This is a genomic window from Streptomyces sp. NPDC001292, from assembly GCF_042896465.1.
Taxonomy (GTDB): Bacteria; Actinomycetota; Actinomycetes; order Streptomycetales; family Streptomycetaceae; genus Streptomyces.
In genome coordinates this window covers 297,254-318,084 of record NZ_JBIAXG010000001.1, presented here as the reverse complement: position 1 = coordinate 318,084, position 20,831 = coordinate 297,254, and the positions used below count along the sequence as shown (strand labels likewise).

The following is a 20,831-nucleotide window of genomic DNA, read 5'->3' as shown; positions in this document are numbered from 1 at the left end:
CTTCCGCCACCGTGGGCGGCCCGAGGATGATGGGGGCAGGCCTGGGAGATCCACGGGGGAGCATGGTGCGTAGGAAAAGGGAGATGCGGCGGCTCGCCGACGCGCTCATCGACCCCATCCGGGTGCCGGTCCCCGCCGACCCGGAGGTGCTGTTGGCCGCGCTCGTCGACTCCGTCAGCGCCTGGCGGGGCCGCCGGGTCGTCGTCCGGCGGGAGGTGTTCCCGCCGCACACCGCCAGCGGGCTGTGGCTGGAGGGCGAGACCCAGGACGTGGTCGTCGTCGACCAGCGGGCCGCCGTGTGGCACCAGATCGTGATCTTCTGCCACGAGGTGTGGCACATGAGCCGGCGGCAGACCGGCGCGGACGCCGCGCCCGCCGCGGGCCCGCCCCGGCCGGTCGCGGCACGCACCGACTTCAGCATGGCCGACGAACAGGAGGCCGACCGGTTCGGCATGCTGATGGGCCGTCGGCTGCGGGCCTGGCTGGAGGCGTCTGCGGACCCGGTGTTCACCGACGGCCCCGACCACGGGCAGGACCTCGCCGGACGCATCGGGGCGGCGCTCAACTACCGGGGGACCCGGGGAAGATGAGCGGTCTGATCAACTACGTCAGCTGCGGTGCGCTGTGGCTGGGCCTGGCGGTGAAGGCCCCGGACCTGGCCCGCCACCGCAGCGATCCCTACCTGCGCGCGATCTGCGCGGTGCTGGGCCTGGGCGGCTTCTGCTTCCTCCTCGGGGCCCCGCCGACGGTCGGCGCGATCAACCGGCTCAGCGGTGTGCCGAATCTCGCCGCGCCGCTGACGTACGCGTCGATCACCGCCTACAGCGCGGCCTCCCAGGTCCTCGTCGTCTACTGGCGGGGCGGCGGGCACGTGCACCGGGTGGCCTGGTGCTGGATGGTCGCCTACACGCTGGTGCTCGTCGGCATCGCCACCACGTTCGCGCTCGGCGAGGCGCCGGTGGAGCGCCGGACCGACCTGGACACCTACTACGCGACGACGCCGTTCGTCGCCGAGATGATCGTGCTGTACCTGGTGGGGCACCTCTGCGCCGTCAGCGTCACCACGGTGTCCGCGCTGCGCTGGGCGCGCGAGGTGGCCGGCTGGCTGCGCGCGGGGCTGGTGGTCCTGGGGGTGGGGTCGCTGTGCGCCGGCGGGTACAGCATGACCAAGCTCGTCGCCGTGATCGCCCGCTGGTGCGGGCGGGACTGGTCGGGGCTCAGCACGAACGTCTCGCCGGCCGCCGCCGGGGTGGGTGCCCTGCTGACGTCGGCGGGCATCCTGGTGCCGCTGGCCGGGCCCCGCCTCACCGAGTGGCGGCGGTCCTGGCTGGCGTACGCGCGACTGGAACCGCTGGAGCGCGAGCTGGACGACCTGCTCACCCGCCGCTGCCTGCGGCTGCCGCGGCCGCGCTGGGCCACGCCCACCACGCGGCTGATGTGGCGTCAGACCAGCATCCACAACGCGCTCAGCTATCTGGACGCGTCCTTCGACCGGTCCCTGTACGAGCGGACCCACGAGGCGGTGCTGGGGGCGACCGGTGACACCGAGCGCGCCGAGGCCGCCGCGTGGGCGGCGGTCATCACCGCCGCCGTGCGCGAGCCCGGCGGGCCGCTGCCCGGCGAGGCGGGCCGGCTGACCGTCCGGGTGCCGGGCCCGGCCGCGCTGGTCCGCGTGGCCGACGCGCTGGCCGCACCGGCACCCGCGACGGCCACCCGCGTCCCCAGCGGCACGACCCCCACGACCACGCCATGACCGACTCCCGGGCGGCCCGACGACCGCCGCAGGAAACTCCCGCAGCCGCGCCCACGGCCCACACGACGACCGCACCCGCAGCCACCGCACGCGGTTCGGCGGCACACCCGCCGATTGCACAGCCACCGACCGCCCACCGGACCGGCCCGCGCGGAATCGCCGCACAGGGAACAACAGCACCGCCGCGCGGCCAGCGGGTGCCGAACCGGCACCCGGCCGCCGCTCACTCGCCGTCCAGCAAGCGTGGGACCACCCGGCACCCGTCCCCCGCGCACCCGGCCGCCGCGCCACGGAAGGCCGCCCGTGGGGCCGTCCCCCGCGGGACCGCCACACGCGGAGCGACAGCACCGCCACCCAGCACGCACGGGACCACCCCGAACCCGGCCGCCGCGCAGCCGCCGACCACCCACCGCACCGGCCCGCGCGCAACCACCCGGCACCCGTCCCCCGCGCCCCGGTTGGTCGTCCGTGGGGCCGGTGCGGCAGAGGGTGTTCGGGGTGGGAGGGGCCTCGGGCCGGTCGGGCGTGCGGGGAGGTGGCCGGTGTGAGTCTTGTCGTCTATCTGGCGGCCGGGATCTTCGGGCTGTCCGCCATCGTGCTGCTGCGGCGGCCGCGCATCGCGGTACGGAACCCGCTGACCATGTCCACCTGCGCGGCGATCGTCCTCGGCTCGTTGGTCTTCGTCTGCTCGGCGCCGCTGACCCTGGCCACCGTCAACGACCTCACCGGCATCCCCAACTTCGGTGCCCCGCTGACCTACGGGATGCTCTCCGCGTACAGCTGCTCGCTGCTCATCCTGCTGATCAACTGGCGGGGCGGCCCGCGCGAGCGGGTACGGCGCACGGTGCTGCGCAGCATCGCCGCCTACGCTTCGCTGGTCGTCGTCATCGTCGTGCTGTTCGCGCTGGGCGACGCCCGCACCGAGCGGCTCACCGACCTGGACACCTACTACGCCAACACGCCGTACATGCGCGAGATGATCCTGCTCTACCTGCTCGGGCACAGCGCGGCGACGCTTGCGGCCTGCGCGCTGTGCGTCAAGTGGAGCCGCGAGGTCACCGGGCTGCTGCGGGCCGGGCTGCGGCTGATCCTGGCCGGCTCGGCACTGGACGTGGTGGGCTTCCAGCTGACCAAGTACACGGCGGTCGTGGCGCGTTGGACGGGGCACGACCTGGACGTGCTGTCCACGAAGGTCGCCCCGCCGATGGCCTCGCTCGCCGCGCTGCTGTGCTCGGCGGGCTTCGTGCTGCCCAGGCTGCTCCCGGCGGCCCTCGCCCAGGCGCGCGGCCTGCGCGATCACCGGCGGCTGGGCCCGCTGTGGTCGCGGGTGCGGTTCGTGTCCACCGGGCCCAAGCCGCCGAGCCCCTGGTGGCAGCTGCCGCTGGCGCGCCTGCAGTGGCGCGAGGTGTCCATCCACGACGCGCTGCTGGGCCTCGCCCCGTACTTCGACGACGAGGTCCGCGAGCGGGCGCTGGCCGCAGCCCGGCGCGCGGGCCGCGGCGCGCACGAGGCGCGGATCGCGGCGGAGGCGGCGATGCTCGCCGACGCCGCGCGCCGCGCCGCCGCCCGCGAGGAGCCGCTCGCGGCGCCGAGCCGATACCGCCTCCACGCCACGGAGGTGTCCGGAACCAGCGGCCTTGTGGAACTGGCGCAGGCGCTGGTCCGCACATCCGCCGAAACCGCCGTACGAGCAGGAACGGTGAGGACCTCCCATGGCTGAGCCCATGGCCGACTCCGAGGAGCCCCATGCCCCGTAGAGCTGTCGTCATCGGTGCCGGACTGGCCGGCATGCTGGCCGCGGCGGTGCTGTCCGACGTCGTGGACGACGTGGTCGTAGTGGACCGCGACGACCTGCCCGAGGGGCCGGACCACCGCCGTGGGCTGCCACAGGGGCGCCACGCCCATCTGCTCATGGCCGGTGGCCTGGCCGCCATGGAGGAGCTGATGCCGGGCGGGAGCGTACGGCAGCGGCTGCTGGCCGCGGGCGCCCGGGAGATACCGCTGGGCCAGGGCATGGTGGCCCTGACCCCCGAAGGCTGGCTGCGGCGCTGGCGGCACGACGGGCCGCGGATGCTCAGCTGCACCCGCGCCCTGCTGGACTTCACGGTCCGCTCCACCGTCCTCGCCCACACCCAGACGGTGATCCGCAAGGCACAGGCGGTCGGCCTGGTGGGCGACGCGCGGCGCGTGCGCGGTGTACGCATCGCCACCCCCGCGGCGGAGGAGGTGCTGGCCGCGGACTTCGTGGTCGACGCGAGCGGGCGCGGGTCGCGGGTGGTGACCTGGCTCGGGGAACTCGGGATCTCCGGGGTGCGGGAGCGCGGCGTGGACGCCGGGCTGGTCAACGCCACGCGCGTGTACCGCACGCCCGCCGGCGCCGAGCAGTTCCCGCTGACGATGGTGCAGGCCGACCCGTACGTGGGCCGGCCGGGCCGCAGCGGCATGGTGCTGCCGATCGAGGGCGACCGCTGGATGGTCAGCCTCGCCGGTTCGCGGGGCGGTGAGCCGCCGGCGGACCCCGACGGGTTCCTGCGCTACGCCCTCGATCTGCCGTCCCCCATCGTCGGCCGGCTCGTCTCCGGCGCCGAGCCCCTCACCGATGTGCACATCAGCCGCAGCACCAGCAACGCGCGCCGCTTCCTGGAGAAGCTGCCGCAGTGGCCGGAGGGCTTCGTGGCGCTCGGCGACGCGGTGGCCACCTACAACCCGGCCTACGGGCAGGGCATGTCGGTGGCCGCGCTCGGTGCCCGGCTGCTGCGCGATGCGCTGCACCGCTCCGGCCCGGACGCGCCCGGTCTCGCCCGCCGTGTGCAGCGCGGCGCCGCCCGCCCGGTCGACGCGGCCTGGGCGGCCGCGGTCGGCCAGGACGTCTGGTACCCGCACAGCCGCGGCGCCCGGCCCGGACCCGCCGACCGCCTGGTCACCTCCTACAGCCGTCGTCTGACGAGGGCCGCCACCGGCTCCTACCGCGCCGCGGCCGCGCTCTGGGAGGTCACCAGCCTCCGCACCGGGCCGCAGCGCCTCCTCCGCCCCGACACCCTCCTCGACGTCCTGAACGGCCCTCTGCTCCCCCCGCTGGCGGGCCCCCCGCTGACCCCGGCCGAGCGCAAGATCCTGGAAGAACTGGACCGGACGAATACCTGACCCGGCCCGACCGGCGAGTCCCGGACGGGGCGAGTCAGCCCGCGAAGGCGGGTTGGGGCAGGCCCCGGCCCGCGTCGGGGACGGCGAGGAGCGAGCCCGCCAGGGGTGGGGGGCGGCCGGACCCGTGCGGGCCGTGGTGACGTAGAGGCCGGTCAGTCCGGGGCCGGCGAAGGCGCAGGCCGTGCCGGGCGGGGCAGGGTGGGCGACGATGGGTCGTATGACCACGCCCTCCGGAAAACGCCCCGCCGGTCCCTTCACCCCGCTGGATTTCCAGCTGGTGCTGCTGCGCCGCATGGCCGACCACAACCCGGACCTGGTGGAGGACGCCCGCCGCACGCTGGGCGCCTCCCGCGCGCAGATGCGCGAGGCCAACAAGCGCTGGCAGGCGATGGTCCGCTCACCGAGGGCCCGCTCGGCGGCATCCCTCCCCCACAGCCTCAACGGCATGGGAGGTACCCTCATCCGCTCGGTCCTCGGCGAGCCCGAGTCGACGACCGCCCGCCGCGTCGGCGGCCTGGACTGCGAGGCCCGCAGCTGGCCCGTCCCGCTCTGGCCCGACCTGCGCCTGGAAGTGCTGGTCGCCCCGGACGGCCGGGTCTGGAACGAGTGGCTGGTGCGCGCCCCGGGGGCCGAGGGGCCGGATCTGCGGACCGTGGCCGACCTGACCCCCTGGTCCTGCACGGTCGACGAGGCCGCCCGCGCCTTCGCGCCGGTCCACCCCCTGGAGGGCACCGCCCCGACCCGCTGGGGCCTGTCGTTCCAGGCCCCGGACGGGCAGGGCGTCCGCCGGGAGGTCGTGGCCGAGTTCACCTGGGGCCTGCTGCAACGCACCCGGATCAGCGAGTAGACACAACAGTGGCTGCTCGGGCACATCCTGTCCGACAGCGCGCCGCCCGTGGTGCTCGCCGCGCCCGGGGACGAACTGCCGACCGCGCTCGCCGGGTTGGAGCGAATCGATGTCGATGTGCGGGAGGGGGGACCCGTGCCCGAGGACCGGGCCGGCGACCGCGACCCGGCGCTCGTCGTCTACACCTCCGGCACCACCGGTCCGCCCAAGGGCACCGTCCTCCCCCGCCGGGCGCTCGCCGCCACCCTGGACGCGCTGGCCGACGCCTGGCAGTGGACGGGTGACGACGTGCTGGTGCACGGACTGCCGCTGTTCCATGTGCACGGGCTGGTGCTGGGCGTCCTCGGGCCGCTGCGGCGCCGCGGGGCGGTACGGCACCTGGGTCGGTTCACGACGGACGGCGTGGCGCGCGAGCTGAACGGCGGGGCGACCATGCTGTTCGGCGTGCCGACCATGTACCACCGGATCGCGGAGGCGCTGCCCGGTGACCCGGAGCTGGTGAAGGCCCTCGGCGGGGCCCGGCTGCTGGTCTCCGGGTCGGCCGCGCTGCCCGTGCACGACCACGAGCGGATCGCGGCCGCGACCGGGCGGCGGGTGATCGAGCGGTACGGCATGACCGAGACGCTGATGAACACCAGCGTGCGGGCCGACGGCGAGGCCCGCGCCGGGACGGTCGGGGTACCGCTGCCGGGCGTCGAGCTGCGGCTCGTGGAGGAGGACGGTACGGAGATCACCGCGTACGACGGGGAGACGGTCGGCGAGATCCAGGTGCGCGGGCCGAACCTGTTCACCGAGTACCTCAACCGGCCGGACGCGACGGCCGCCGCGTTCACCGCCGACGGTTTCTTCCGCACCGGCGACATGGCGGTGCGCGACCCCGACGGCCAGGTCCGCATCCTCGGCCGCAAGGCCACCGATCTGATCAAGAGCGGCGGTTACAAGATCGGCGCGGGCGAGATCGAGAACGCGCTCCTGGAGCACCCGGGGGTGTGCGAGGCCGCCGTCACCGGGGAGCCGGACGCCGACCTCGGTGAGCGGATCGTCGCCTGGATCGTCCCGGCCGATCCGCAGTCCCCGCCGGGCGCCGAGGAGTTGGCCGATCACGTGACCCGGCGCCTGGCCCCGCACAAGCGGCCCCGGGTCGTCCGTCTCCTCGACGCCCTGCCCCGCAACGACATGGGGAAGATCATGAAACGGGCGCTGGCACAGGGCTGATCAGGACGGGGGACGGTCCTCCTGCCCGACCCCCACCGCCCGGATGACCTCCTGCCGTACCGAACCGCCCCGGTCGTCGCCCGCGGTGGCCCGCAGTGAGACGGACGCGGCGCCGCGCGGCACCGACAGGGTGCCGCGCCAGGAGGCGTGCCCGCCGGTCAGCGGGACCGGCCGCCATGTCGCGCCCTCGTCGTAGGACACCTCGAGGCTGCCGTCGCCGACGGTCCCGGTGCCGGTCGCGCCCGCCACGTACTGGGCGCGGACGCCGACCGGCACCCGTCCGCCGCCCCGCAGGTCGCCCGCGAGGTCGGTGCCGACGTCGAAGGCGAGGTTGATCAGCGGCAGGGTGGTCCAGTGGTCCTCGGGGGTGGCCGACGAGCGGAACGTCCACTCCGCGTGCCCCCGCGTGGCGAGCCGCCATCTGCCCGCGTCCAGCGCGGTGTCCGTGACGAGCCGGTACGTGTGCTCGGCCGGGGGCGCGTCCCCGACGTACACGGCCGCGCCCGTGCGCCGGTCGGCCAACTGCCCGTCCAGGTAGACGGCCGTCGTCTGGGACATGCCGCTGTCCGCGCTCCACACGTCCCCGAAACCGGTGTGGTCGGGCCCGGAGTCGCCCCAGCCGGGCACGTTGAACTGGAGCCGGTCGCCCGCCCGTTGCTGTCCCCAGTCGAGGCCGGTGCCGAGCCAGGGATGCCAGACCGGCTTGAACCAGGCGAGCGCGGGGCGCGTTCCGCCCTGGTAGCGGACCGGGCCGCCGCGCTGCTCCAGCGTGCCGTCGCCGACCGTCACCGACTCCTGCCAGCGCTGGCCGGGCCCGGTGGAGACGTAGTCGGTGCGCTCGGCCGGGAGGTCGATCGGCTCCTGGAAGCCGATGCGGACGGGGAAGGTGTCGGTGACCGAGTACCGGAACTCGCTGCCGCCCGTCGGCCGCACGGCGTGGAACCTGGTGCGTATTTCGGCCAGTTGGCGAGGGCCGGGCGCGTACGTCAGCTCCGCGTCGGGGATCGCTCCTCGATGGCCCTGCGCGAGGTCGTAGACGTACGGGGTGTTCCGCGTCCCCGTCATGTCGACGTTCCCCCAAGCTCTCGACTTCGCTCGAGCAGGGGGGACCCCCATCGCCGTCCGCAGCCGTGCCGCGTCGGCCGCGTCGACCGTGGCGATCTGAAGGGGTCGGTCGGCGTTGTCGTCGGTGCCCCACCAGGCGCTCAGCCGGCCGGGCAGGTCGTCCGTCACGAACAGGGCCTTCACGCCCGCGTCCTGGGCCGCCTGGGCCAGCGCGGCCGGTTCGGCGGAGTCGGTGAGCCGGGCCAGGACAGCCTTGCCGCGTACGTCCCTGCCGGTGAAGTCACCGTCGCCGACGTCGACGAGCGGCAGCCTGCTGCGGCCCTCGATCAGCGTGCCGCCGGGCTGGACGAGTGCCTCGGCGATGCCCTTGACCTCCAGCAGCGGCATGCCGAGCCGCCACACGGTCCGGTACTCGAAGGTGCCCCGCGTGACCGGCTCGGTCGGCGCGGCGAAGACGCTGTCGTACGCCACGGGCACCTGGACGGCGCCGAACAGGTCGGAGCCTTCCGCCGTCCGGTCGTACTCCATGATCAGTTGCCGGGTCTCCGTCCGCCGTCCGGTCTCGGCCCTGATCTCCCGCAGCCGGCGCCCGTCCAGGGTGACCTCGCGGTCCCGGTCCAGCGTGATCTCGGGTGCCGCGAGGAAGCCCAGGCCGAGGGAGTCGGCACCGTGAGCGCCGCGTACGTCGAAGAAGGAGGTCAGGCTGTACGTGCCCGGCTCCAGCCGCAGGCGCAGGGTGCCCGAGTCGCCGACGTGCGCGGGGTGCGGGTCGGCGCCCGCGGCGAGCCGCTGCACGGTGAGATCGGCGGGCAGGGGAGCGCCGTCGCGGTCCTTGACGTGCACGGTGAGCGTGTACCGCTCGTCCTCCTTGACCAGCCCGAACGCGGTGTGCGCAACCGGGGTGCCGGCTGTGGAGGCCACGACCCGCCCGCTGGTCTCGCCCACCGGGGCCTCGGCCGCGTCTCCGGTCACGGTGGTGGAGGCGGTGCCGTGGGCGGGCACGGTGAGCGTGGAGTCGGCGAGGGTGGCGACGCCGTCCGGGACGCCCTCGACGGCCAGGCTCAACTCGACGTCGGCGCCGGAGGAGTTGGCGTAGGTGAGCGTCCTGGTCACCGGCTGGTCCGTGCCGTGGGGCCAGCGGTGGAACCCGAGGTCGGCGCTTCCGGTGGCGCTGATCCGCGCGTGCACGGCGTCCGGGACGCTCACCCGGCCCGCCCCCAGCACGTAGGCGGACTCGTCGAGTTGCTTCGACGTGGACATCAGCGCGTCCTTGATCCGGGCCCCGTTCCAGTCGGGGTGCTGCTGGGCGAGCAGCGCGGCGGCACCGGCGACATGGGGAGTCGCCATGGACGTGCCGCTCATGGAGGTGTAGGCGCCGCTGCCGGGGGCGAGTCGGGAGCGGGCGGCGAGGATGTCGACGCCGGGCGCCGCGAGATCGGGTTTGAGGGCGTTGTCGCCGGTGCGGGGTCCGGCGCTGGTGAAGTAGGCGGCCCGGTCGGACGGGTCGACGGCGCCGACGGTGAGGGCGGCGTCGGCGGCGCCGGGCGAGTCGATGGAGGAGGGGGCGCCGGTGTTGCCCGCGGCGACCACGAAGAGGGCGCCGGTCTCCTCGGAGAGGGTGTCGACGGCCTGCGCCATGGGATCGGTGCCGTCGCTGGGCTCGCTGGAGCCGAGGCTCATGGAGACGATCCGCGCGCGCACGTCCCGCGCGGCCCACTCCATCCCGGCGATGATCTGCGACTCGCTGCCCGACCCCTGGTCGCCGAGCACCTTGCCGACGGCGAGGGTGGCGTCCGGGGCGACGCCCTTCTCCTCGCCGCCGGAGGCCGCGCCGCTGCCGCCGAGGGTGGACGTCACATGGGTGCCGTGGCCGTTGCGGTCGGCGGCGTCCTCGCCGTCGACGAAGTTCCTGGTGACGGCGACCCGTTCGGCGAGGTCGGGGTGGGAGGTGTCGACGCCGGTGTCGAGGACGGCGACGGTGACGCCCTTGCCGGTCAGGCCGGACGCCCAGGCCTCGCGGGTGCCGATCTGCGCGTTGCTCGCGGCCATGTCGGCGGTGACCCGCCCGTCGAGCCACACCTTGTCGATGCCGCCGGACAGGGTGCCCTGACCGGTGAACTCCCGCCAGAACACCCGCCCCTTGGCGGCCTCCAGCGCGGCCCCGCGCACACTGGCGAGACTCCGGGTCCGCTCCGTCCCACGCGGGGTCGCCACCCGGACGCCCTTGCCGTAGGTCACGATCAGCGGCAGCTCTCCGGTGCGGGCGTCCGCGAGTCCCTGCCGCAACAACGCGTCCACGTCGAACAGGCGCCGGTCCAGCCGGCCCGCCCGCAGATACGGCAGGGCCTCGTCCGGTACGACGGTCAGGGCGCCGCCCGCCGTCTGGGTGCGCACGGCACCCGCGGCGCCCTGGGGGCGGCGCACCGTGACGGTCCTCCTTCCCCCGCCGAGGTCGGTGACGGTGACCTTGTCGCCGGTGACGAGGGTGACGGTGCGGGCGCTGCCCGGGGCCGCCGCCGGGGGATCGGGCGGCTGCGCCGGCTGCCGGGCCGCCGCCGGTCCTGCCGGCAGCAGGGCGATCACGAGCCCGGCCGACACAAGGGCCGCTCTCCGTCCGGAGGGTCCTGCGCGCATCGTGCCTCTCCTCTCCGCGCCACACGTCCTCGGTGCCACGTCGTCGGTGCTGCGAAGAGTGGCAGAAGCCTTGTGTGACAGGGGAGTTGGAAGAGGACAACGAGTTGACCCTGGCGGGTTCCCGCCAGCGGGACAGTCCCTGACCCGGTCGGCGGCGGGAGCCGCCCATTTGTCCTTGTCTTTCACTCATTACGCACAGAGCGCCATAATCCACCCGTCCAGCGGCCCCCCGCCCGGCTCCCTTGAACGGGCGCCCGCTCCGCCGCCCCAGCACGATGCCAGGGAGGCCTCCGCCCGGTGGCCGCCACGGTCCGTGCTCTCAGGAGGCTCCGCCATGTCCGCCAGTCTGGAGCAGTTGCGCCGCTGCCACTTCGCCGTCGACCTGGGAGCGGCCCGGACCCGTGTGTACGTCAAGGGCCCGGGGCTCGTCGTCGACCAGCCCTCGGTCGCGGCCGTGAACACCCGTAACGGGGCCCTGATCGCGGTCGGCGAGTTCGCGGAGCGGATGACGGGCCGCACCCCCGCGTACATCCGGGTCGTCCGCCCGGTCTCCGGCGGCACGGTCGTCGACATCGAGATGGCGCAGCGCATGCTGCGGCACCTGCTCGGCGACGGGATGCGCCGCGCCCTGCGCCGCAAGGCGGCCTGGCTGCGGGCCGCCGCCTGCACCCCGCACGACGCCGATCCGCTCGCCCAACGGGCCACGATCGAGACGCTCGTCGGGCTCGGCGCGCGCCGTGTGGAACTCGTCGACACGCTGATCGCAGCCGCCGTCGGCTGCGGGCTGCCCGTGGAGCGGCCCGAGGCCACCATGATCATGGTGTGCGGGGCCGCGGCGACCCAGGTGGCCGTCCTCTCGCTCGGCTCGATCGTCACCGCCGAGCGCATTCCCGTCGGCGGGGAGGCCGTCGACCACGCCATCGTGCAACACCTGCGCCTCGCACACGCGTTGACACTGCCCAGCCAGTCCCTGCGGCCGCTCCAGATCGCCCTGTCCGGGAACGGGCTCACCCCGCACGGCCCGGCGTCCACCGAGATCCACGGGCGGGACGTGGCCACCGGACTGGCGCGGTCCGTGCGGATCGACACGGCCGCCGTACGGGAGGCCATCCAGACGCCGCTGACCGCCGTGCTCGACGGCATCTACAAGGTGCTGCGCGTGTGCCCGCCCGACCTGGTGGCCGACCTCGCCGACCGCGGGATCACGATGGTCGGCGGTTCCGCGCTGCTGCCGGGCCTGGACCAGATGCTCCGCGAGGCGACCGGCATGCCGGTGCACATCGCCGAACGCCCCGACGTGTGCGCGATCCAGGGGCTGGGCGCCATGCTGGAGGGCGAGATCGAGCCGCTGGTGCTGAACCCGCTGGGGGCGTAGGTGTGCTGACCACCCGGGGCGCCCCGGTGACGGTCAGTCGGCGAACCAGCAGCGGACGGTGGTGCCCTCCTCGCCCGAGTGCACGCGGACCAGGTCGGCGACGAGGTTGACCAGCAGCAGACCGCGGCCGCCGCGCTGGTCGCGGGGGGCGGGCCGGCGGCCGGCCAGAGGATCGTCCAGGCGGCCCTTGTCCCGCACCTCGCACAGCACGTACCCGTCCTTCGCCCACACCCGCAGCTCGCCCGTACCGCCGCCGTGCACCACGCTGTTGGTGGTCAGCTCGGCCACGGTCAGGGCCAGGTCCTCCAGCCGGGTGGCCGCGGGCCCGAGCCGCGCGCCCTCGGCGACGGCGACGTGCCGGGCCTGCGACAGCGTCTGCGCCGTGTACGAGAACGACAGCGCGTCCGGCGCCGGCGGCAGCGGCTCGTTGTACCGGGCGACGACCTGCTCGGGGGCGTAGGCGGCGCTCTTCCGGTGCCCGGTGACGCCGGCGGGTACGACCACGGGGTGGGTTGCGTGCGCGTCGGCGAGAACCCGCTCGTCGAGTCGGGCGGCATCGTACGGGCACAGGATGGTGACCTCGCGGCCCTGGAAGGCCGCGTTGATCAGTGCCTCGTGCTGGACGCAGGCGGGATACTCGGCGGGCGTACGGCCGGCCCAGACCGGCTCGCCGATGATCCGCACCCGGCGGCCGGGGGGCTGGGCGTCGGCGAAGGCGCGCAGCACCGCGGGGATGATCCGGCCGGGGTTGCGCCCGACCTCACGCATGTCGAGCAGCCGTACGGACCCGGCGTCGGCGCCCAGACCGGTCTCGATCAGACGGAGGTTGTCACCGGGGACGGCCACCGCGACCGGCTCGCCCGAATCCAGTCCTTCGCGCACGAAGGGCACGGTGCCCGCGAGGTACTCCCGCTCGTCCCGGTAGAACAGGGCGGGGTGGACGAAGGGCTCCGCGGTCGCGGTCATGGCGTCGACACCTCCATCCCCGGCAGCGCGGGCCAGAACATCTCCGTTGTCCCCGGACGCGACGCCCCCGCCTGCGCCCATCGGGTACCTACGCCTTACGCGTACCCACGGCACCCCCGACAAGGCCCGTTGCCCGGCGCGTGTAGTCGTGCGAGGAGCGGGCAGGCGCAGGGCAGCACCGCAGGGGTTCCGTGGCGCCGGGGCGTGCGTCGGGCGCGGGCGGGCGGGGACGGGGAGCGCGCCGTCGCGGGGACGCGCGAGGACTGCCGAGGACGGACGAGGCGGGGACATGGCCGCAACGGCATCACGATCTCACGCACGACGGCGGAGCATCCCGGCCGGCACGCTCACCGTGGACGTCCGCACGGACCCGGTGGCCGACCAGGTGTCGCTCACCGCGCGCGGGGAGCTGGTCCACGGCTGTGCGGAGGCCCTGGCCCAGGCGCTGGCCGAGCTGCCGCCGGACATCGGCCGGGTGGACCTGGACGTGTCCGGGGTGACGTTCATGGACACCGCCGGACTGGAACTCCTGGACACCCTCGACGACCGCGGCCGGCGTCCCCCGGTCCGGGTGACCGCGACCGGCTGGACGGGCCAGCCGCGCCGCGTCCTGGAGCTGACCGGCCTGGCCACCGCGGACCCGCCGCAGCCGTCGGCGGGCGGCGCGGGGCCCGAGCGGCCCGCGCCTCCGGTCGCCTCCGCGGTGGCCCTGGAGCGCACGGAACGGCTGCTCCAGCTTCAGACGGAGGTCGAACAGCTGCGCCAGGCCATGTCCTCCCGCCCGGTGATCGACCAGGCCCGCGGCATCCTGATGGCCACCCACGCGTGCACCGCTGAAGAGGCCTGGGACATCCTCCGGGAGGCCTCCCAGCGGTCCAACACCAAGCTGCACGCGGTGGCCGCCACGATCACCGCAGGCGCGCGCGGCGACGGCCCCGTGCCGCCGGAGGAGATCCGCTCGGCGCTGCGCACCGCGCTCGCGCTGCACGTCCGCCCCGGCCCGGACACACCGTGGGCACGGTGACGGGCCGGCTACCGGGGTACCCGGTATGCGGACGAGTGACCAGCCCCGTCCGCAGGAGTCACCACCATGAGAGAGCACACCCCTTCCCAGGCCGAGGGCGAACGCGACGACGAGGACACGCAGCGCGCCGCAGGACGACAGGACACGCCGTACCCGACCCCTTCCCAGGCCGAGGGCGACCGCGACGATCTGCCGGAGACCGCCGACCCCGCCGACGACCGTTCCTGAGTAGCCCGTCCGCGCAAGCCGTTGCTCCGGCCGAGTGCAAAACGGGCCAACACGCGCCGATGGCCCCCGGATCCACTTCCGGGGGCCGCAGACTGGCTGGGAACGACCCGCGAAACCGCTGGTCACATCGATTCTGCGCGAGTAGCGCCTGGTGGGGCGGGTGGGACTCGAACCCACGGCCGACGGATTATGAGTCCGCTGCTCTAACCGGCTGAGCTACCGCCCCGTTGCGGCGCGTCACGTACAAGTGTGCGCGCCGTCTGCCGCAGCATAGCCGCTCATACGATCTCCTGCTTCGGATGGTCGTCTTCCGCGGCCGTTCATGACCTCGAGGACTCCACCAGGGCCGCGGCGCTCCCCCAGAGGCATGAAACCGGGCATGAAAAAGGACCCCGAAGGGTCCTCGTTCAGCATGCTCCCCCGACTGGACTCGAACCAGTAACCTGCCGGTTAACAGCCGGCTGCTCTGCCAATTGAGCTACGGAGGACCGAGCTCCCCCGACTGGACTCGAACCAGTAACCTGCCGGTTAACAGCCGGCTGCTCTGCCAATTGAGCTACGGAGGAATGCCTCGCTGCATCGAACGCACCTACCCGGGTATCCGCCAGGGGGCGCGCGCTCGCTGCGACACATACATTAGCGCAAGCAGGGGGGTGCTCCGCCAATCGGTTCTCCCCGGCTGTGACCTCGAGGCAAGGGAAAGGGTGGCCGCCATGCGTTACCGGCTCACGTTCATCGCAGGGATCGCCGTGGGTTACGTGCTGGGCACGAGGGCCGGACGTGAGCGCTACGAGCAGCTGAAGAAGTCCGCCAGCCGGATCGCCCAGAACCCCGCGGTGCGCAACACCGCCGAGACCGCGGCCCGGCAGGGCCGGCAGTTCGCGGACAAGGCCTACCACACGGTCAGCGAGAAGGTCGGCGACCGCATTCCCGAGTCGGTCGCCCAGCGGGTGCGCTCCCTGCGCGCCCACGCCAACGGCAGCGGCGAGGACGACTGGGGCACCAGCAACACGTGAACGACCCGCACCGGCGGCACCGCGCGCACCCCCGTGGCGCCGAGGTGGCCGCGGCCCGAGCAAGCGCGGCGGTACGGCAGAATTTTGGCCATGGGGATAGTCGCCGGGTTGGACAGTTCGCCCGATTTCACTCGTATCGTCGTTTGTGACGCGGACACGGGGGCCGTACTCAGGCAGGGATATGCGCCGCATCCGGTGGAGACCGCGGGGGGCGGCGGGCGCTCCGCCGACGTCGATCCGCAGGCCTGGCTGCTGTCCCTCGGAGAGGCCGCGGGCGGCGGCCTCCTGGAGGGGGTGCAGGCGATCGGCGTCTCCGCGCAGCAGAGCGCGCTGATCCCGATCGACGATCAGGGCGCCACCGTGCGGCCCGCGCTGGTCGGCGGCGACCGGCGGGCGCAGGTCGCCGCGGCCGACCTGATCGACGCGCTCGGCGGCCGCGAGGCCTGGGCGCAGGCGGTCGGCTGTGTGCCGCAGGCCCCGCTGCCGGTGACCAAGCTGCGCTGGTTCGCCAAGAACGAGCCCGAGGCCGCCCGGCGCACGGCGCTCCTGCTCCAGGCACACGACTGGCTGGTGTGGCAGCTGCTGGGACGGCCGCTGCGCCGCACCACCGACCGCGGCGGCGCCTCCGGCACCGGCTACTGGTCCGCCGCCACCGGCGCCTACCGGCCCGACCTGGTCGAGCTGGCGCTGGGTCGGCAGGCCGCGCTGCCCGACGTGATCGGTCCGGCCGAGGCGGCCGGCACCACGCCGGAGGGGCTGCTGATCTCGGCCGGGACCGGGGAGACCATGGCCGCCGCCTTCGGGCTGGGGCTGAGCCTGGGCGACGCGGTCGTCTCCCTCGGCGCCTCCGGTTCGGTGATGGCCGTTCACCCCGAGGCGCTCGTCGACCAGACGGGGATGATCACCTCGCTCGCCGACGCCACCGGCATGCACCTGCCGGTCGTGACCACGCTGAACGCGGTGCGGGCGCTGCGCGGCACCGCCGAACTGCTGGGCGTTCCCGACCTGGAGGGCCTGTCGGCCCTGGCGACGAAGTCGACGCCGGGCTCGCACGGACTCGTGCTGCTGCCCTATCTGGAGGGCGAGCGGACACCCAGCCTGCCGCACACCGCCGGGATGCTCGCCGGGCTCCGGCGCGAGTCGATGAAGCCGGAGCATGTGGCGCGGGCCGCGTTCGAGGGCATGTTGTGCGGGCTCGCGGACGCGCTCGACGTGCTGCGCGGCCGAGGCGTGGAGGTGCGCCGGGTCTTCCTGCTCGGCCCCGCCGCCGAGCTGCCCGCCGTACAGGCCGTCGCGCCGGCGGTGTTCGGCGCGCAGGTCGTCGTACCGCAGCCGGCCGATTACGCCGCGATCGGCGCCGCCCGGCAGGCCGCCTGGGCGCTCGGCGCCTCCAAGGGCACCCTCGACCCGCGCACCCCACCGGCCTGGCAGGGCGCGGTGGCCCAGATCCTGGAGCCGGGCGAGGATCTGGCGGTGGGCCAGGCGGTGCGCCAGCAGTACGTGTCGGTGCGTGAGCAGGTTCACCCGGGGGCCTTCCTGGGGTGACGACTGCCCCCACGAACCCTTTCACTCCCACGGACCTTTTCCGACTTGTCGGAAACAAGGGTCGGCCGCGCTACCCGCAACAGCCACCCTTACGGGGGCGTTTGGGGCATAACGGTTCACTCGCGCGGTGGTTCGGGCGACGTGGGGTCAACGGCCGGTCGGGCCCCGGTCGTTGGCCCGCGGCCGGGTTAATCGGTTGAGGTAACGCGGGTGGAGTGTTCGACGATAGGTGCCAGGGGACATCGACCGCCCCCATCGCCGACTCGAGAGACCCAGCGTGCTCATACGACTCCTGCGGACCTATCTCAGGCCCTACAAGAAACCCATAGCCCTCCTGGTGCTGCTGCAGTTCCTGCAGACCTGCGCCACGCTCTACCTGCCCACGCTGAACGCCCACATCATCGACAACGGTGTGGTGAAGGGGGACACCGGTTACATCCTGACGTTCGGCGCCGTGATGATCGGCATCTCCCTGACGCAGGTCGTGTGCAACATCGGTGCCGTCTACTACGGCGCCCGCACCGCCTCGGCGCTCGGCCGGGACGTACGGGCGGCCGTGTTCGACCGTGTGCAGTCCTTCTCGGCCCGCGAGGTCGGCGGCTTCGGGGCGCCCTCCCTCATCACGCGGACGACGAACGACGTGCAGCAGGTCCAGATGCTGGCCCTGATGACGTTCACCCTGATGGTGTCGGCGCCCATCATGTGTGTGGGCGGTGTCGTCCTGGCCCTCGGCCTGGACGTGCCGCTGTCCGCGGTGCTGGTAGCCGTCGTCCCCGTGCTCGGCATCTGCGTGACCCTGATCGTGCGCCGGCTGCGTCCGCTGTTCCGGTCCATGCAGACGCGCCTGGACACCGTGAACCGGGTGCTGCGCGAGCAGATCACCGGCAACCGCGTGATCCGCGCCTTCGTCCGCGACGAGTACGAGAAGGACCGCTTCCGCGGCGCCAACGGGGACCTGACGGAGATGTCGCTGGCCACCGGCCGGCTGCTCGCGCTGATGTTCCCGATGGTGATGACGGTGGTGAACCTGTCGTCCATCGCCGTGGTGTGGTTCGGCGCCCACCGCATCGACAGCGGCGGGATGCAGATCGGCGACCTGACCGCGTTCCTCGCCTATCTGATGCAGATCGTGATGTCCGTGATGATGGCCACCTTCATGTTCATGATGGTGCCGCGCGCGGAGGTGTGTGCCGAGCGCATCCAGGAGGTCCTGGACACCGAGTCCAGCGTCGTGCCGCCCGTCGCGCCCGTGACCGAGCTGCGCCGCCACGGCCATCTGGAGATCCGCGGGGCCGGCTTCCGCTATCCGGGGGCCGAGGAGCCCGTCCTGAAGGCCATCGACCTGATCGCCCGCCCCGGCGAGGTGACCGCCGTCATCGGCTCCACGGGCAGCGGCAAGTCCACCCTGCTCGGTCTGGTGCCCCGGCTGTTCGACGCGACCGGCGGAGAGGTCCTCGTCGACGGCGTGGACGTACGCACCGTGGAGCCGGAGCTGCTCGCGAAGACGGTCGGCCTGGTGCCGCAGAAGCCGTACCTGTTCGCGGGCACGGTGGCGACCAACCTGCGCTACGGCAACCCGGACGCCACCGACGAGGAGCTGTGGCACGCGCTGGAGGTGGCGCAGGCCGAGGACTTCGTCCGCAAGCTGGAGGGCGGCCTGGACGCGCCGATCGCCCAGGGCGGCACGAACGTCTCCGGCGGCCAGCGCCAGCGCCTGGCCATCGCCCGCACCCTGGTGCAGCGCCCGGAGATCTACCTCTTCGACGACTCCTTCTCGGCCCTCGACTACGCCACCGACGCGGCCCTGCGGGCGGCGCTGGGGCGCGAGACCGCCGAGGCGACCGTCGTCATCGTCGCCCAGCGCGTGGCGACCATCCGCGACGCCGACCGGATCGTCGTCCTGGACGAGGGACGGGTCGTCGGAACCGGCCGCCACCACGAGCTGATGGCGGACAACGAGACCTACCGGGAGATCGTGCTCTCCCAGCTGACGGAAGCGGAGGCTGCCTGATGGCCGGGCCGATGGGGCGGATGATGGCCGGGGCCGGGCCCGACAACCGCTCGATGGACTTCAAGACGTCGGGCAAGCGGCTCATCGCCCAGTTCAGACCCGAACGGGTCACGCTCGCCGCCCTGGTGCTGTGCGTGGTCGTGAGCGTCACGCTCAGCGTGATCGGGCCGAAGATCCTCGGCAAGGCCACCGACCTGGTCTTCGCGGGGATCGTCGGCCGGCAGATGCCGGCCGGGGCGACCAAGGACGAGGTCCTCGCCTCCATGCGGGAGCGCGGCGAGGGCGCGATCGCCGACATGCTGAAGAGCACCGACTTCACCCCCGGCAAGGGCATCGACTTCGGTGCCGTCGGCGAGGTCCTGCTGTTCGCGCTGAGCACGTTCCTGGTGGCCGGCCTGCTGATGGCGGTGGCGACCCGGCTGGTGAACCGGTCGGTGAACCGGACCATGTTCCGGATGCGCGAGGACGTGCAGACGAAGCTGTCGCGGCTGCCGCTGTCGTACTTCGACAAGCGCCAGCGCGGCGAGGTGCTCTCCCGCGCCACCAACGACATCGACAACATCGGGCAGACGCTGAACCAGTCGATGGGCCAGCTGATCAACTCGGTGCTGACCATCATCGGCGTGCTCGTCATGATGTTCTACGTCTCCTGGATCCTGGCGCTGGTCGCGCTGGTGACCGTGCCGCTGTCGTTCGTCGTCGCCACGCGCGTGGGCAAGCGGTCGCAGCCGCACTTCGTGCAGCAGTGGCGCTCGACGGGCAAGCTCAACGCGCACATCGAGGAGATGTACACCGGGCACACCCTGGTGAAGGTGTTCGGGCGGCAGGAGGAGTCGGCGAAGCAGTTCGCCGAGCAGAACGAGGCGCTGTACGAGGCCGGGTTCAAGGCGCAGTTCAACAGCGGCGTCATGCAGCCGCTGATGATGTTCGTGTCGAACATCAACTACGTGCTGGTGGCCGTCGTCGGCGGTCTCAGGGTCGCGTCGGGCACGCTGTCCATCGGTGACGTGCAGGCCTTCATCCAGTACTCGCGGCAGTTCTCGATGCCGCTGACCCAGGTGGCGTCGATGGCGAACCTGGTGCAGTCCGGCGTCGCCTCGGCCGAGCGCGTCTTCGAACTGCTGGACGCCGAGGAGCAGACGGCGGATCCGGTGCCGGGCGTACGGCCGGAGGAGCTGCGCGGGCGGGTCGCGCTGGAGCACGTGTCGTTCCGCTACGACCCCGACAAGCCGCTCATCGAGGACCTGTCGCTGACGGTGGAGCCGGGCCACAAGGTCGCGATCGTCGGTCCGACCGGCGCGGGCAAGACCACGCTGGTCAACCTGCTCATGCGGTTCTACGACGTCACCGGCGGGCGCATCACGCTCGACGGCGTCGACGTCGGGAAGATGTCGCGTGACGAACTGCGGTCCGGGATCGGCATGGTGCTCCAGGACACCTGGCTGTTCGGCGGCACCATCGCGGAGAACATCGCCTACGGCGCTGGAGTAGAAGGGGGTGCGCGAAGCGCACTCGGTCAGGGTGGTGGCGGGCGACGGGCGGGCGAGGTCACCCGCGACGAGATCGAGGAGGCGGCGCGGGCCGCGCACGCCGACCGGTTCATCCGTACGCTGCCCGACGGCTACGACACCGTGATCGACGACGAGGGCTCCGGCGTGAGCGCCGGTGAGAAGCAGCTCATCACCATCGCGCGGGCGTTCCTGTCCGACCCGGTGATCCTCGTCCTGGACGAGGCGACCAGCTCGGTGGACACCCGTACCGAGGTGCTGATCCAGAAGGCGATGGCCAAACTCCAGCACGGCAGGACGTCGTTCGTCATCGCGCACCGGCTCTCCACGATCCGGGACGCGGACACGATCCTCGTCATGGAGAACGGCTCCATCGTCGAGCACGGCGCGCACGACGAGCTGCTGGCGGCCGACGGGGCGTACGCGCGCCTGTACAAGGCGCAGTTCGCCCAGGCGGTCGCCGAGGTCGACTGACCGGCGGTGCTGCCGTCGGGGGCCGC

14 protein-coding genes, 3 tRNA genes and 2 pseudogenes are annotated in these 20,831 nt (G+C 73.3%); 13 read left to right on the top strand and 6 right to left on the bottom strand.

Annotated elements, in window-relative coordinates; translation table 11 throughout:
* The first annotated feature begins 83 nt into the window (after positions 1 to 83).
* From ACFY4A_RS01310 to ACFY4A_RS01295, 4 genes are all read left to right on the top strand, one after another.
* Positions 84 to 590 (top strand): toxin, encoded by a 507-nt coding sequence (locus ACFY4A_RS01310; protein WP_390827338.1) that lies wholly within the window; start codon positions 84 to 86, stop codon positions 588 to 590.
* A complete protein-coding gene (locus ACFY4A_RS01305; RefSeq protein ID WP_390827337.1) occupies positions 587 to 1,753 on the top strand; it encodes an MAB_1171c family putative transporter in 1,167 nt (388 codons plus the stop codon). The genes ACFY4A_RS01310 and ACFY4A_RS01305 overlap by 4 nt, the downstream gene beginning before the upstream one ends.
* A gap of 544 nt (positions 1,754 to 2,297) precedes the next feature.
* Positions 2,298 to 3,473 (top strand): MAB_1171c family putative transporter, encoded by a 1,176-nt coding sequence (locus tag ACFY4A_RS01300; RefSeq protein WP_390827336.1) that lies wholly within the window; start codon positions 2,298 to 2,300, stop codon positions 3,471 to 3,473.
* Positions 3,474 to 3,499: 26 nt separating this feature from the next.
* Positions 3,500 to 4,897 (top strand): FAD-dependent monooxygenase, encoded by a 1,398-nt coding sequence (locus ACFY4A_RS01295; RefSeq protein WP_390827335.1) that lies wholly within the window; start codon positions 3,500 to 3,502, stop codon positions 4,895 to 4,897.
* A 34-nt stretch (positions 4,898 to 4,931) separates the two neighbouring features.
* Here the strand turns inward: ACFY4A_RS01295 and ACFY4A_RS01290 are convergent.
* Positions 4,932 to 5,089, bottom strand: a pseudogene (locus ACFY4A_RS01290) (SMP-30/gluconolactonase/LRE family protein); the annotation flags it as partial.
* 16 nt (positions 5,090 to 5,105) lie between these two features.
* On the opposite strand from ACFY4A_RS01290, the gene ACFY4A_RS01285 reads away from it, so the two are divergent.
* Together ACFY4A_RS01285 and ACFY4A_RS01280 are read left to right on the top strand one after the other, a co-directional pair.
* Complete coding sequence (locus tag ACFY4A_RS01285; RefSeq protein WP_390827334.1) at positions 5,106 to 5,744, top strand: hypothetical protein; 639 nt, start codon at positions 5,106 to 5,108, stop codon at positions 5,742 to 5,744.
* Positions 5,745 to 5,759: 15 nt separating this feature from the next.
* Positions 5,760 to 6,959: pseudogene (locus tag ACFY4A_RS01280) on the top strand (AMP-binding protein); the annotation flags it as partial.
* Here ACFY4A_RS01280 and ACFY4A_RS01275 read toward each other — a convergent pair.
* Positions 6,960 to 10,658 (bottom strand): S8 family serine peptidase, encoded by a 3,699-nt coding sequence (locus tag ACFY4A_RS01275; protein ID WP_390827333.1) that lies wholly within the window; start codon positions 10,656 to 10,658, stop codon positions 6,960 to 6,962. It lies immediately after the preceding pseudogene.
* Between the two features lie 334 nt (positions 10,659 to 10,992).
* Here ACFY4A_RS01275 and ACFY4A_RS01270 point away from each other — a divergent pair, with 334 nt between their 5' ends.
* On the top strand, positions 10,993 to 12,033 hold the full coding sequence (locus ACFY4A_RS01270) for a rod shape-determining protein (protein WP_390827332.1): 1,041 nt from the start codon (positions 10,993 to 10,995) through the stop codon (positions 12,031 to 12,033).
* 33 nt (positions 12,034 to 12,066) lie between these two features.
* Here the strand turns inward: ACFY4A_RS01270 and ACFY4A_RS01265 are convergent, their stop codons facing one another.
* A complete protein-coding gene (locus ACFY4A_RS01265) occupies positions 12,067 to 12,999 on the bottom strand; it encodes an anti-sigma factor RsbA family regulatory protein (RefSeq protein WP_390827331.1) in 933 nt (310 codons plus the stop codon).
* A 289-nt stretch (positions 13,000 to 13,288) separates the two neighbouring features.
* Between ACFY4A_RS01265 and ACFY4A_RS01260 the strand changes: the two genes are divergently transcribed.
* Positions 13,289 to 14,023 (top strand): ANTAR domain-containing response regulator, encoded by a 735-nt coding sequence (locus ACFY4A_RS01260; protein WP_390827330.1) that lies wholly within the window; start codon positions 13,289 to 13,291, stop codon positions 14,021 to 14,023.
* Positions 14,024 to 14,089: 66 nt separating this feature from the next.
* Positions 14,090 to 14,251, top strand: coding sequence for a hypothetical protein (locus tag ACFY4A_RS01255; RefSeq protein ID WP_390827329.1), 162 nt, complete (start codon positions 14,090 to 14,092; stop codon positions 14,249 to 14,251).
* 149 nt (positions 14,252 to 14,400) lie between these two features.
* Here ACFY4A_RS01255 and ACFY4A_RS01250 read toward each other — a convergent pair.
* From ACFY4A_RS01250 to ACFY4A_RS01240, 3 genes are all read right to left on the bottom strand, one after another.
* A tRNA-Ile gene (locus ACFY4A_RS01250) sits at positions 14,401 to 14,477 on the bottom strand.
* A gap of 189 nt (positions 14,478 to 14,666) precedes the next feature.
* Positions 14,667 to 14,739 (bottom strand) — tRNA-Asn (locus ACFY4A_RS01245).
* A gap of 5 nt (positions 14,740 to 14,744) precedes the next feature.
* Positions 14,745 to 14,817, bottom strand: a tRNA-Asn gene (locus ACFY4A_RS01240).
* Between the two features lie 147 nt (positions 14,818 to 14,964).
* Here ACFY4A_RS01240 and ACFY4A_RS01235 point away from each other — a divergent pair.
* The 4 genes from ACFY4A_RS01235 (at position 14,965) to ACFY4A_RS01220 (ending at position 20,805) form a co-directional block, all read left to right on the top strand.
* Positions 14,965 to 15,267, top strand: coding sequence for a YtxH domain-containing protein (locus ACFY4A_RS01235; protein WP_390827328.1), 303 nt, complete (start codon positions 14,965 to 14,967; stop codon positions 15,265 to 15,267).
* A gap of 90 nt (positions 15,268 to 15,357) precedes the next feature.
* Positions 15,358 to 16,812: an FGGY family carbohydrate kinase gene (locus ACFY4A_RS01230; protein ID WP_390827327.1), complete on the top strand. Its 1,455-nt coding sequence runs from the start codon at positions 15,358 to 15,360 to the stop codon at positions 16,810 to 16,812.
* A gap of 277 nt (positions 16,813 to 17,089) precedes the next feature.
* Entirely contained in the window at positions 17,090 to 18,823 is a 1,734-nt protein-coding gene (locus ACFY4A_RS01225) for an ABC transporter ATP-binding protein (RefSeq protein ID WP_390827326.1), read from the top strand.
* Positions 18,823 to 20,805, top strand: a complete 1,983-nt coding sequence (locus ACFY4A_RS01220) for an ABC transporter ATP-binding protein (RefSeq protein ID WP_390827325.1) — start codon at positions 18,823 to 18,825, stop codon at positions 20,803 to 20,805. The genes ACFY4A_RS01225 and ACFY4A_RS01220 overlap by 1 nt, the downstream gene beginning before the upstream one ends.
* The last annotated feature ends 26 nt before the right edge of the window (positions 20,806 to 20,831 follow it).